The 11,943-nt window shown below is 66.8% G+C and carries 12 protein-coding genes and 1 pseudogene; 8 read left to right on the top strand and 5 right to left on the bottom strand.

Features of this window, described 5'->3' with window-relative positions:
• Positions 1–324 precede the first annotated feature (324 nt).
• Together CE_RS01715 and CE_RS01720 are read right to left on the bottom strand one after the other, a co-directional pair.
• A complete protein-coding gene (locus tag CE_RS01715; RefSeq protein ID WP_006770545.1) occupies positions 325–1,773 on the bottom strand; it encodes an IS1182-like element ISCef1 family transposase in 1,449 nt (482 codons plus the stop codon).
• A 120-nt stretch (positions 1,774–1,893) separates the two neighbouring features.
• Positions 1,894–2,715 (bottom strand): HAD family hydrolase, encoded by an 822-nt coding sequence (locus tag CE_RS01720; RefSeq protein ID WP_006770221.1) that lies wholly within the window; start codon positions 2,713–2,715, stop codon positions 1,894–1,896.
• 550 nt (positions 2,716–3,265) lie between these two features.
• On the opposite strand from CE_RS01720, the gene ssd reads away from it, so the two are divergent.
• The 7 genes and pseudogenes from ssd to CE_RS01755 all read left to right on the top strand — a co-directional run bounded on the left by ssd (position 3,266) and on the right by CE_RS01755 (position 7,881).
• Complete coding sequence (gene ssd, locus CE_RS01725; RefSeq protein ID WP_006770220.1) at positions 3,266–4,393, top strand: septum site-determining protein Ssd; 1,128 nt, start codon at positions 3,266–3,268, stop codon at positions 4,391–4,393.
• Positions 4,393–5,540 (top strand): annotated as a pseudogene (locus CE_RS14680) (TadA family conjugal transfer-associated ATPase). Before ssd ends, CE_RS14680 begins: the two are co-directional and overlap by 1 nt.
• A complete protein-coding gene (locus CE_RS01735; protein WP_041628368.1) occupies positions 5,525–6,322 on the top strand; it encodes a type II secretion system F family protein in 798 nt (265 codons plus the stop codon). Before CE_RS14680 ends, CE_RS01735 begins: the two are co-directional and overlap by 16 nt.
• A complete protein-coding gene (locus CE_RS01740; protein WP_006770217.1) occupies positions 6,319–6,936 on the top strand; it encodes a type II secretion system F family protein in 618 nt (205 codons plus the stop codon). The genes CE_RS01735 and CE_RS01740 overlap by 4 nt, the downstream gene beginning before the upstream one ends.
• 95 nt (positions 6,937–7,031) lie before the next feature.
• Positions 7,032–7,256 (top strand): DUF4244 domain-containing protein, encoded by a 225-nt coding sequence (locus CE_RS01745; protein WP_006770216.1) that lies wholly within the window; start codon positions 7,032–7,034, stop codon positions 7,254–7,256.
• 12 nt (positions 7,257–7,268) lie between these two features.
• Positions 7,269–7,571, top strand: a complete 303-nt coding sequence (locus CE_RS01750; RefSeq protein ID WP_006770215.1) for a hypothetical protein — start codon at positions 7,269–7,271, stop codon at positions 7,569–7,571.
• Entirely contained in the window at positions 7,543–7,881 is a 339-nt protein-coding gene (locus CE_RS01755; protein ID WP_011074920.1) for an Rv3654c family TadE-like protein, read from the top strand. Before CE_RS01750 ends, CE_RS01755 begins: the two co-directional genes overlap by 29 nt.
• 11 nt (positions 7,882–7,892) lie before the next feature.
• Here the strand turns inward: CE_RS01755 and CE_RS01760 are convergent, their stop codons facing one another.
• From CE_RS01760 to CE_RS01770, 3 genes are all read right to left on the bottom strand, one after another.
• On the bottom strand, positions 7,893–8,216 hold the full coding sequence (locus tag CE_RS01760; RefSeq protein WP_006770213.1) for a transcriptional regulator: 324 nt from the start codon (positions 8,214–8,216) through the stop codon (positions 7,893–7,895).
• Entirely contained in the window at positions 8,213–8,665 is a 453-nt protein-coding gene (locus CE_RS01765; protein WP_006770212.1) for a hypothetical protein, read from the bottom strand. Before CE_RS01765 ends, CE_RS01760 begins: the two co-directional genes overlap by 4 nt.
• Positions 8,666–8,747: 82 nt before the next feature.
• Positions 8,748–11,141: a DEAD/DEAH box helicase gene (locus tag CE_RS01770; RefSeq protein WP_035109980.1), complete on the bottom strand. Its 2,394-nt coding sequence runs from the start codon at positions 11,139–11,141 to the stop codon at positions 8,748–8,750.
• Between the two features lie 321 nt (positions 11,142–11,462).
• Between CE_RS01770 and CE_RS01775 the strand changes: the two genes are divergently transcribed.
• Complete coding sequence (locus CE_RS01775) at positions 11,463–11,666, top strand: cold-shock protein (protein ID WP_006770210.1); 204 nt, start codon at positions 11,463–11,465, stop codon at positions 11,664–11,666.
• Positions 11,667–11,943 lie beyond the last annotated feature (277 nt).

The raw sequence follows: 11,943 nt of genomic DNA on the forward strand, positions 1-11,943 counted from the left end.
GTGGAGTTCCCGGCGGTTAAGCTGGGGAAATGTTGTTCAAATGTTGTCAACGGACGTGAGTTCCACGTTCGAGTAGGGCACTGAAGTACATGATAGAGGTATCTCGGCCCCAACATCGTCGTGGGATGCTTTATTCACGCCCACCCCGCCCATCTTCCCTATGGAGCGTGGGTCGTTAGTCGGTAGCGGGGGACACCAAAATTCGGTTCCCCAGAGCCACCACCGGCCCCGACCCGCCCAGAATCACTCGATCGGACCCCGATATCCGCCCCCGGCAAGAAAGCCGTGGTTCGGGCCACCGGGCCTGCCGGTTTCCCGGCGGGCTCAGGCCGTCTGTCGGAAGGAAAACAGCTTCAACAGGTTATGACACCCCGCCACCAGATCCCACTCCGCCCGAGCCGCCGCCAACCCCCGCAGCACCACGTGCTTGCCCTGCCGCGTGGCGATCTGACCGAACACCGGCTCGATCACTGACTTACGTTTCCCGTACACCGCCTTGCCCCGCTTCGTGCGCAGCCTACGTCCCATCCGCTCCCGTAAGGTGGCATCGTTAGGGATCCTGCCGCGTGGGGCATCCGGGATCTTCTCTCCGTGTTTGACCCGCCCGGTCGCGATGAAAAACTCCGTGTCGTGCGTGTCCTCCAGGCCAGCGACTTCGGTGAGGTTCTTCTTCGAGCAGTACCCGGCATCCATCAACCACCGGGCCGGCCAGACCCCCAATTGCTCAGCCGTGGCCAGCACCATCGGCACCGTCGCACCGACATCGGTGGCGGTGTTACTCAACTCGGTGGCCACGATCACCTGATGCTCAGCATCCACCACCGTCTGCGCGTTATAGCAGTAATCAAACCCACCGGAACTCAGCTTCATGATCCGGGCATCCGGATCCGTGAAATTACGCTGCGCCGAGGGTTTCACCACTGCCGTATCCGCCGCGGCCTGCCCCTTGTCCGCGACCGTGTCGTCATCATCACCCCGGTCCCGTGCCTTGGTTTCCGCCACCTGCCGTGCTTTGTCCGCGGCGTCCTGTTCCAACTGCTGGCGCGCCCGACGCAGCGTTGCCAACCGGGCGGACCGGCTGACCAACTCCTCAGGCAACTCATCACCGCGGGCATCGACCCCGTAACGCTGATCCTCGACCTCATCCGTGGTCGCCGCATCGTTAAGCATCTGCTCGACCTGCTCAGCCAGCTTCTCCTCGGCCGGGACCAGGCGCTGGTAACTCATGGCCTTACGACGGGAGGCATTCGCCTGCACCTTCGTCCCGTCCAACGCAACCGTGCCCAGTTTCACCATGCCCGCTTCCCGGCACAGGGCCAACGCCTGGACAAACACCCCGGCCAACGCCTGAAGGTGGCGGGCCCGAAACCGGCTAAACGCCCGGAAATCCGGGCCTGCGCCAGCGGCGAGCCAGCGAAACGCCACGCTGTCGATACACGCTGTTTCCAGTTTCCGGGAGGACCGTACCCCGGTGCAGTAGCCGTAGAGCATGACCCGCAGCATCATCCGGGGATCATAGGGTGGGCGCCCCTTGGACCGGGTGTAGGAATCATAGAACCCGGTCAGATCCAGTTCCGTGTCGACGAGGTCGGCGATGAACCGGGCGAGGTGGTTATCAGGCAGCCACTCATCCAGCGACGGCGGCAGCAGCATCACCGCGTGGGGGTTGAACGGGGCGAAGCGTTTATCCACCGGCGCTTCCACCGGGTCCGGGGCCGGGACCCGCTGGAGAGTCTCTTCGGGGAACAAGCCATCATCGGATCCACCACTCATGGAGGTTATTATCCCACGTCACCCAGCAGGACCGGGGGGAGACACCCGGGTTCAGGTCACCGACTAAAGACCCACGCTCCTATGTCGGCGGGGTGCCGGCACCTGTGCTGCCCGACGGTCTCAGGCGCTGCCGCGCCTGGCGCGTCTGGCCCACCAGATGCCACCTGCGGTCACGGCGGCGATGCCGGCCACCACACCGGTGCCGATACCCATCTCCCTGGTGCTCGGCATCTGGAAGAGCGGTTCCGGGTTCTTGAAGCTCAGGATGTCCCAGCCACGCTCCAGTGCGGCCTTCTTCAGCGCCCGGTCGGGATTGACCGCCACCGGGTGCCCGACGATGTCGAGCATGGGGATGTCCGTTGCCGCATCGGAGTAGGCATAGCTGCTCTCGAGGTCATAACCGTGCTGATCCGCCAGGTTGAGGACGGCCTGTTGTTTGGCGGCCCCCTTGCAGTAGAAGAGGACCTCCCCGGTGTAACGGCCGTCGATGGTCTCCAGGGTGGTGCTCACCGTCTGGTTGACACCGAGTTCCCGGGCGATCGGCTCCACCAGTTCCTTCACGGATGCGGAGATGATGATGACATCGTGTCCACGTTCCCGGTGGTAGTCGATGAGTTCGCGGGCCTCGGCGTAGATGGTCGGGGTGACCACGGTCTGCATGGTCTCCTCAGCGATGGTGCGGACCTGTTGCACATCCCAGCCCCGCACCATGGCGGTGAGTTGGTCGCGGGTATTGTCCATCTGTTCACTGGTGTGGCCAGCGAACATGTAGGTGGCCTGTGCCAGCGAGAGTTGCAGCGCCGTCACCGGTGAAATCAGTCCGTTCTGCATGAATTCCCGGCCGTAGGCGTAGGTGGAGCTCATGGCGATGATGGTTTTGTCCAGATCGAAGAAGGCGGCCACCCTGCGTGGTGCCGCCCTGGTGGAATCCCCCTGGGCCACGGCGTTGTGGGGGCCGTGGGGTGAGAAATCTGGGTTGGTCACACAGGTAGTGTAGCGAGTTTTCCTGTGAATCAGCGGATGAAGTCCCGCATTCCTGTGACTGGTGTGGTTTCTGGTACTGGTGGGTTCAGTGATTCTGCCGCCCTGCGGTGGGGAATTAACGATCACATGTGCTAATCCCCAACCCCGTTCCGCACCCCGGTCCCCAACCCATTCGCCCAGCACGCGGTGGGCGGGCGGTTATTGTCATGTTCCGCTTCTTATGCAATAATTTCAGGTGCAAGGCCCCGATATACTGTGCGGCCTGCCCCGGCCACACCCCCCCGAGGTCGGGTTACCGACGGCCCGCGCACACCCCCCCCGAGGCGCGGGCCGTCCCCATTTCCACCCCTCGTCCATAGGGCCGCTCCCAGGAGGGCCGCTCCCAGGAGGCCGAAGGTTCCCGGGTTATCCACATTTTCCTGGGTCACCGTCAACAAAACCGGGAGTTATCCACAGGCTGGAGGCTGCGTCGTTGAGGGCGGGCCCCGCAGCCAGCAGAGTGTGGGGCATGAACGCAGCCACACACACCACAACCACACGGACAGCCGGAACGGCACGGTCAACACAGTCCACGCGCGATCAGGCCATTCTGGTCGCAGTGGAGGATCCGGTCCTCCACCCGGAGGCCATGCATGTCGCCGCGGCAACCGGGCGCGCCATCGTGGACACGACGGACCCGGTGGATATCCACCGTCATCTCAACAAGGTCTCCGCAGTGCTCATCGATGCGCCCACCGCCGCGGGGATCACCAATGACCGACGCCGGGACCGCATCTTCCTCCTCGGATCGGACCCCGGACCCCCGGATTATCACACCGCCCTGGCGATCAGGGCGGAACAGGCCCTCCTGCTGCCCGCCCAGACCGCGGAACTGCTCCAGGCACTGGGACGGGAGGATGAATCCGCCCCGCCCGGTCGTCACCACGCCACGGTCACCGGTGTCCTCGGGGTGGCGGGCGGGGTCGGGGTGAGCACGATCGCCGCGGCGCTGGCGCGGATCCGGTCGGCCACCCACCGCACCGTGCTTGTCGACGCCGTCCCCACCTCCGGCGGCATCGATCTGCTGGTCGGCGCGGAGGAGATCACCGGGGCGCGGTGGCCCGATCTCGGATTCACCCGGGGTGCGGTGAAGGCGGAGGATGTCCTGGCCGCGCTGCCGGTGATGGATGAGACCATGTTCATCCTGTCCGGGGCACGCTCCCCGGTGGGGGATACCTTCGACCTCGGCCCCGATGAGGTGACCGCGGCACTAACCTGTCTCACCGCGGCGGACGGTGAGCTGGAGGTGGTGGTGGATCTGAACCCGGGTGAGATCACCCGGGAGGTGATCCCCCTGCTCGATCACCTCATCCTCGTGGTGCCCGCGGAGGTGCGTGCTGTGGCGGCAGCCGCGGAGAGATTGCGACACCTGCGTGCCTTCCCGGTGCCGGTGTCGGTGGTGTTGCGCCACCGGGGTTGGTCCGGGCTGGATGTCATCGAGGTGGAACGCATCCTGGGCACCCCGGTGATCGCGGAACTCGGCACGATCACCCGCCTGCCCCGCGCCGTCGAGATGCACGGACTGACCGGAACCCTGCCCAGGCCCCTGGTCACGGTGGGCAACGCCATCGCCGCGGAGATCAGGGGGCGGGGCTGATGTCGACCACGATCCCACAGGATGAACTGCTGGAACAGGTGCAGCGGGTGCTGGCCGGGCTGCCGGAGCACCCCACCTCCCCGGAGGTGGTGCAGGTGATCCGGGAACAGGCCGGGGTGATCAGCGATGAGGAGGTCATCGCCGTCCTGAGGCGGTTGCGCAGCGAATCGGTGGGGATCGGCCCGCTGGAGGCGGCACTCGCCCTGCCGGGGGTGACCGACGTGCTGGTCAACGGACCCCGTGAGGTGTGGATCGATCGTGGTGCGGGACTGGAACAGCTTGATCTGGATCTGGGGTCGGAGGAGGCGGTGCGTCGACTGGCCGCCCGGCTGGCCCTCCAGTGCGGGCGTCGGCTCGATGATGCCCAGCCGTTCGTCGATGGGTGCATCACCCGCGATGATGGCAGCACCATCCGCATCCACGCGGTCCTGCCGCCCCTCGCGGATTCCGGAACCTGCCTGAGCATGCGCATCCTACGACAGGCGAGTCTGACGCTGGATGATCTGGTGGCAGGTGGCACCCTCACCGGGGATACCGCCGCGGTGTTGCGGACCATCGTGGCGCAGCGCCGGGCCTTCCTCGTCGTCGGTGGCACCGGGTCGGGTAAGACCACCCTGCTCGCGGCGATGCTGGGGGAGGTGGCACCTGACCAGCGGATCATCTGCATCGAGGACACCGCCGAACTCAACCCCGCCCACCCCGGCACGGTCAACCTGGTCACCCGCTCGGCCAATGTGGAGGGGGCCGGTGCGATCACCATGTCGGACCTGTTGAAACAGGCGATGCGGATGCGCCCGGACCGGATCGTCCTCGGGGAGATCCGTGGTGCTGAGGTGGTGGAACTGCTGGCCGCGCTCAACACCGGGCATGAAGGTGGTGCGGGCACCATCCACGCCAACTCCATCGCGGAGGTCCCCGCCCGGATGGAGGCCCTCGCCGCACTCGGTGGGCTTGCCCGGGATGCGCTGCACTCCCAGCTGGCCGCCGCACTGGATGTGGTCATCGTGATGCGCCACACCACCCGGGGCCGACGTCTGGCGCAGCTGGGGGTGCTGCGGGCAATCCCGTCGAGACGCATGTGGTGTGGGACTGGGAACACGGCGTGGTGGATGCGGACGCAGAGGTGGCGACATGGTTTCCGCACTGATCCTCCTGGCCGCGGGGATCGCGGTGCCGGGGCAGGGGCCGGCGGGGGGACGGGGCGTCGTGAAGCGTCCGGGTCGGGGACCCCTGCCACCGGTGGCCATCACCGCCGGCGTCCCCGTGTGCGTGGCCCTGTTCGCCGCCACCGGCATCGACCCCGCCACGGTGGTGGCGCTGCTGACCGCCGGACTCGTGGTGAGCTGGCGCCTGAAACGGGGACGCACCTCGCGCGTCACACGGGCGCAGACCACGGTGCTGGCCGGTTTCCTCGGTCTGTGCATCGGCAACCTGCGCGCCGGCGCCCCCATGGCCGATGCCATGGACCACGCCCTGGCCCACACGACGGGATCCACCGGATCCGCTGGCCCCACCACCGTGGCGCTCACCGCGGCGGCGCGCCGGGTGCGCTCAGGTGGCAGCGGGGCGGCGGTGCTTATCGACGCCCCCACCATGGACCTCCAACGCCTGGGCACGATCTGGGAGGTGTCCGAACGACACGGTATCCCGCTGGTCAGGCTGCTCGACCAGTTGAAACACCGCCTGGAGGCACAGGAACGCCACCGCCAGGCCTCCGCCGCCCAGTTGCAGGGACCGCAGGCCACCGCGGTGATCCTGGCCCTGCTGCCACTGGCCGGGGTGCTCATGGGCACCGCGATGGGCGCTGATCCGATCGGTTTCCTCACCGGAGGTGGGGTGGGTGGGATCCTGCTGATCACCGGGGTGCTACTCAGTGCGGCGGGTTTCATCCTCACCGAGAAGATCCTCGAGGGGGCGAGCCCGACATGATCACCGCCTGCCTCGTGGTTGTCCTCGCCCTGCTCACCACCCCGCCGATGCCGGGGGTGCGTGCCGGTGTCCCCGGCGAGAAGCGCATCCGGGCCGGCCCTGATCCCGGACCGGATGCCCCAGGCTGGCTGGGGGTGTTATCGGCAGCGCTCACACCGGGTGGGTCAGGTCCTGACCCCCTGGATACCGCAGCAGATATCGCCCTGTTCGCCGAATGCCTGGCCGCCGGGTTGAGCACCCGTGATGCCGCACACCTGCTGGCATGCACCGCGAACCCCGCGCACCAACGCCTGTGGGAGGAGACGGTGGCGCTGCTGGGCATCGGGGTGGGGCCGGAGAAGGCCTTCACCACGATGACCGGTGTCGACGGCTTGCGGGACCTGGCTGTACTGGCGGAGGTGTCCCACCGGTCCGGCAGCGCCTTCAGCCAGGGCTGTCACCGCATCGCCGATGCCCTCGTGGCCTCGGCGGCGGACCACCGCACAGCAGCCGCCGAGCGGGCCGGGGTGTTCATCGCCCTGCCGCTGGCCGCCTGTTTCCTCCCCGCCTTCATGATCATCGGCCTGGCACCGGTGGTGCTGGGACTGGGCACGAAGGTGCTGGGCAACCTGTAATCATTCACCAATCCATTTACCGATCCACTTCCCGGACGGGGACCGACTCCCCGTCCGGGCCCACCCCAACGACAATCCACTTAAAGGAGAAGACCATGCAGAAGAATCCCATACCCACCACACCGACCACCCCCATCAACCCCGTCCAGCGGGCCCTTGTGACCCTGCGCGGTGAGGAGGGACTGACCACGGTGGAATACGCCCTGGGCACCCTCGCGGCCGCAGCCCTGGCCATCCTGCTCTACACCGTGGTCAACAGCGGCGCGGTCGGCAGCGCCTTCGAGGAGATCATCGTCGATGCCCTGAGCACCACGCCGTGACCGGGAACCGCCATGCATGAGAGGACGGGCAATGAGGAGGGTTCGGTCAGTATCGAGGCGGCCCTCGCCCTGAGCTCCCTGGTTGTGGTCAGCGCACTCATCATCGGTGTGCTGACCACACTGGCGTTGTATGTGGCGGCGGTGGGTGGTGCGGGGGCTGCGGCCCGGGCCCATGCCATCGGTGAGACCTACCACCCCCCGCGGGGTGTTGTCAGCTTCGAGGAACACGGCGGTCTGGTCACTGCCACGGTGTCCATCCCCGCCACCGTGGGGGAGGTGAGTGCGAGTGCGGTCTTCCCACGGGAAACCCACTGACGCCGGTTATGCCACCGTGGCGGCCGCGGGGTTCTCCGCCGTCCTGGTGATGCTCTGCGCGCTGCTCGCCTGGCACGTCGGGGCGGTGGTGGCCTCCGTGCAGGCACAGCGTGCGGCGGATCTGGCGGCAGTGGCCGGGGCCTTCCGCCTTGCCACCGGGGACACCCCCACGGCGGCCTGTGCCGTGGCCGGGCAGGTGGCCCACCTCAACGACGCCACCCTGCTCACCTGTGACAGCCTCGGCGAGGACCTCGTGGTGGCCGTCGAGGTGCGGGGGACCAGCGCCGAGGCCCGCGCGGGGCCGGTGTGACCGTGGTCAGGTCAGGATGGTGCCGGACCCGACTGTGCGATCGCGCGGAGCACATCCAGGTGGTCCCGCCAGGCACGTTTCCCGGCGCCGCTGAGTTTGATGCTGGTCTGGGGGAATTTACCGGCGAACCCCTTCGACACCTGGACATATCCCAGTTCCTCCAGTGCGGAGATGTGTTTGGACAGGGTGGAATCGGTGGTGTCGAGGAAGTCACGGGCGTATTTGAAGGTCAGTGATTCCGCGCCCGAGAGCGCCGCCATGAGGGAGAAGCGCAGCGGGTTGGTGAACGCCGGGTTCAGATCCAGCCGGGGGTGCCGGCGATTGGTGCTGTTCACTGTGCTGACCGGGCCGATCGGGGGGTGCTGATCAGTTCCCAGGTCGGTCCGACGAGGGCGAGCAGGAGGAAACCACCTGCCGTTCCCGCCGCCTGCCACGCGGTGAATTCAGGCCCCAGGAAGGTGGTGACCACCCACAGCAGGGCCCAGGCCGCCATCATCAGGCCCCACCGGATGGCGAAACCGCGCGGGGCGCTCCCGGCGCGGATGGCCACCACGATGGAGAAGACAGCGAAGCTCAGGATCCAGGCCAGGGCGGTGGTGAGCAGGATGGCATGGGGGAAGTCGGTGGTGGTCCAGACAGGGACGCCGATGGCGTAGAGGGCGCTGCCCGCGCAGATGCCGACGAATCCGATCCAGCTGAGGGAGAAACCGGCGACGGAGTGTCGGAGTTTGTCGGCCCGGTCGAGCAGTTGCTGGGCATCGTGGGGGTTGAGGCTGGTGTTCATGGCGGGGGCCTTCCGAAAAGGAGGGTGAGAAAGTACTTTCCATTCTAGAAAGTAGATGCCTCACCGTCAAGAGTCCGGGTGGTCACCCCTGCAGCAACGTCACTATCGCGCCCAGGAGTTTGATTGCCCCGGCCTTGTCCAGCGGATTGTTGCCATTTCCGCACTTGGGTGACTGGACACAGCTCGGGCACCCGGATTCGCAGGAACAGCTGCGCACCGCCTCGAAGGTGGCCTCGATCCACTCGCCGAACCGTCGGAAACCGCAGTCGGCGAACCCGGCGCCACCCTCCATGCCGTCGTAGACGAACACGGTGGGGTACCCGGTGTCGGGGTGCAGCGCGGTGGACACCCCGCCGATGTCCCAGCGGTCGCAGGTGGCCAGCAGCGGCAACATGCCGATGGCGGCGTGCTCGGCGGCGTGCAGCGCGCCGGGGATATCGGCCGGGGCGATACCCATGGCGCTCAGGGCCAGCGGATCGATGGTGTAGGCCACCGCACGGGTGTTCAGTTGCTGCGGGGGTAGGTACAGCGGCGTGGCATCCAGGGTGGTCCCGTCGGGCAGTTTGGTCACATAACCGGTGACCCGGTCGGTGACCTCGACTGCCACATTCGCCACCCACAGGCCCCCGCCGGGGTTGAACACCTCATCCTCCCCGGGGGAACCGGTGATGCGGATGTCGGTGTCACTGCGGGCAAAGGTGGTGTACTCCGGGTTCTCCGGTCGGGCGAGTGCCAGCTGCTCCTCGATGTCGAGTTCATCGATGACGAAGTGTTCACCCTGGTGCAGGTACACCGCGCCGGGGTGGACCTGGGACATCGCGCGGGCGGCATCGATGGTGCCAAGCAGGCGGCCGTCGCTGATGTCCACGATCATGAACTCGGACCCCGATCCGCCCCGCAGATTCACCGTCTGGTGCGCGGTGTCCGGGGTGAGCTCCTGCCCATCCTGCAGGTCACCGGTCGGCCGGTGCGCTGCGAACCAGCCACGGGGACGCCGGCGCAGGAACCCCTCATCGGTGAGCTGCTCCACGACATCCTGGGCGCCGAAGGCCTCCACCTCGGCCTCGGTGAGGGGTTGTTCCGCCGCCGCGCAGTAGACATGGCCCCGCAGGATGTGGGGGTTGGTGGGATCGAACACGGCCGCCTCCACCGGTTTTTTGAGCAGGGCATCCGGGTGGTGGACCAGGTAGGTGTCCATCGGTTCATCGCGGGCGACCAGGATCACCAGGGAACCCTGTCCGCGCCTGCCTGCGCGGCCGGCCTGCTGCCAGAAGGAGGCGATGGTCCCGGGGAAACCGGCGGTGACCACGGCGTCCAGCCCGCCGACATCGATGCCGAGCTCCAGGGCGTTGGTGGTGGCGACGCCGAGCAGGGTGCCGTCGTCAAGCATGCGTTCCAACCGGCGACGGTCCTCCGCGAGGTACCCGGCCCGGTAGGGGGCCACGCGCGCGCCGAAATCCGGTCGGCCCAGCAGGGACAGCTCCTCCTGGGTGCGCAGGGCGACGATCTCCGCCTGACGGCGGGAACGCACGAAGGTCAGGGTGCGTGCGCCCTCGGCGATGAGCGTGCCCATCAGGTGGGCGGCCTCCGTGCTGGCGGCCCGGCGCACGGGTGCACCGTTTTCCCCCTCCGCGCCCTCGATGAAACCGGGTTCCCACAGCATCACGGTGCGTTCCCCGGTCGGGGCACCGTCGTCGGTGACCGCCCGCACCGGGGCGCCGATGAGGCGGGAGGCGTGGATCGCCGGGTCGGTGCTGGTGGCGGACGCCAGGATCACCGTGGGGTGGGAACCGTAGTGGGCGGCGATGCGCAGCAGACGCCGCAGCACCAGCGAGATGCCGGCGCCGAACACACCCCGGTAGGCATGGCACTCATCGACGACGATGAACCGCAGATGTCGCAGCACCCGCGCCCACCGCGCGTGGTTGGCCAGCAGCGAGGCGTGCACCATATCGGGGTTGCTGAACACGAACCGGGAGAGCTCCCGGATGCCGGAACGGGCCTCCGTGGGGGTGTCACCGTCATAGGGGGCGGGGTGGATGCCCGCGCCGGCCAGCTCCGGGGTGGCACGGATGAGCTCGGTTGTGGCGTTGAGCTGGTCCGATCCCAGGGCTTTGGTCGGGGTGAGGTACAGCGCGCACGCGGTCGGGTCGGTGGCCAGGGTGGCCAGGATAGGCAGCTGGTACCCCAGCGACTTGCCCGAGGAGGTGCCGGTGGCCACCACCACGTGATGCCCGGCCCAGGCCAGCTCGGCGGTCTCTGCCTGGTGGGCATAGAGCTTGTCGACGCCCCGATGCCCCAGCTGCTCACGCAACCCGGCGGGCACCCACCGCGGCCACGGGGTGAAGCGGGCTGATCGCGCCGGGAGGGTCACCATGTGGGTCAGGGTGGATTCGGGGTGGCGGCGGGTGATGATCCGGCTGAGATCCTCACCGAAACTCGGGGCGGTGCTTCTGTGGGCGTCGGTGCCTGACATAGTGGGTAGTTTTTCGTTCTCAAAATCGGGGGTGGTTGGGCAATCACCCCCGCTGGTCATGGCGTTAAGCGGGGCTGACCTGCTGAAACTCAAGTTTAACCTGGATATGACTATCGCCGGCGGGGGAAACGTGAAAGACTTGTCCGCAGGTCGCAGTTTCAGTGCGTAGTGTTTAACGCTCGCAAGGATAGACGCGGGCGTCGGCATTTCAAACTGTTGACGTTCGAACAACAACGGCCAGATGTCGCCGGATGTCCCACATGCTGTGGGACTCGGGGGTATCGAACCCGGTATTTTTTCCAATCAGTAAAGGTAAGACAAATGGCACAGGGCACAGTTAAGTGGTTCAACCCGGAGAAGGGCTTCGGCTTCATCGCTCCCTCCGACGGATCCGCTGACGTTTTCGTCCACTACTCCGAGATTGAGGGCAACGGCTTCCGCACCCTCGAGGAGAACCAGCTCGTAGAGTTCGAGATCGGCGAAGGCGCCAAGGGCCTTCAGGCACAGTCTGTTCGCGCAGTCTAAACGCAGCTGAATCGAGAAACCGGTAACCATGGTTACCGGTTTTTTCGCATTTCACGGGGGAAAGTGATGCGGGGGAGTCTGGGGGACTCGTGCGCGCCGGGTGGAAAGTGTGCGTAATGTGTGCCAGAGGAATCTTTCCTCATGTTTGCAGGAGCCCCAGATAATACTGTGTACGGTGTAGGGCAATGGTGAATGTGCCGAACAGTCCCCGCGCATGGTGTCGTGCTAGAGCGTCGTACATGGTGTGGCGGTGTGGTGGCCCGGGATCGCGGGAACC

Source organism: Corynebacterium efficiens YS-314 (assembly GCF_000011305.1).
GTDB classification, from domain to species: domain Bacteria; phylum Actinomycetota; class Actinomycetes; order Mycobacteriales; family Mycobacteriaceae; genus Corynebacterium; species Corynebacterium efficiens.

What these genes read in the sequence shown, in the direction of transcription:
- CE_RS01745 (WP_006770216.1), top strand. Translation starts at nt 7,032, where the DNA reads ATGCAGAAGAATCCCATACCCACCACACCGACCACCCCCATCAACCCC.
- CE_RS01750 (WP_006770215.1), top strand. Translation starts at nt 7,269, where the DNA reads ATGCATGAGAGGACGGGCAATGAGGAGGGTTCGGTCAGTATCGAGGCG.
- CE_RS01770 (WP_035109980.1), bottom strand. Translation starts at nt 11,141, where the DNA reads ATGTCAGGCACCGACGCCCACAGAAGCACCGCCCCGAGTTTCGGTGAG.
- ssd (WP_006770220.1), top strand. Translation starts at nt 3,266, where the DNA reads ATGAACGCAGCCACACACACCACAACCACACGGACAGCCGGAACGGCA.
- CE_RS01740 (WP_006770217.1), top strand. Translation starts at nt 6,319, where the DNA reads ATGATCACCGCCTGCCTCGTGGTTGTCCTCGCCCTGCTCACCACCCCG.
- CE_RS01775 (WP_006770210.1), top strand. Translation starts at nt 11,463, where the DNA reads ATGGCACAGGGCACAGTTAAGTGGTTCAACCCGGAGAAGGGCTTCGGC.
- CE_RS01735 (WP_041628368.1), top strand. Translation starts at nt 5,525, where the DNA reads ATGGTTTCCGCACTGATCCTCCTGGCCGCGGGGATCGCGGTGCCGGGG.
- CE_RS01715 (WP_006770545.1), bottom strand. Translation starts at nt 1,773, where the DNA reads ATGAGTGGTGGATCCGATGATGGCTTGTTCCCCGAAGAGACTCTCCAG.
- CE_RS01765 (WP_006770212.1), bottom strand. Translation starts at nt 8,665, where the DNA reads ATGAACACCAGCCTCAACCCCCACGATGCCCAGCAACTGCTCGACCGG.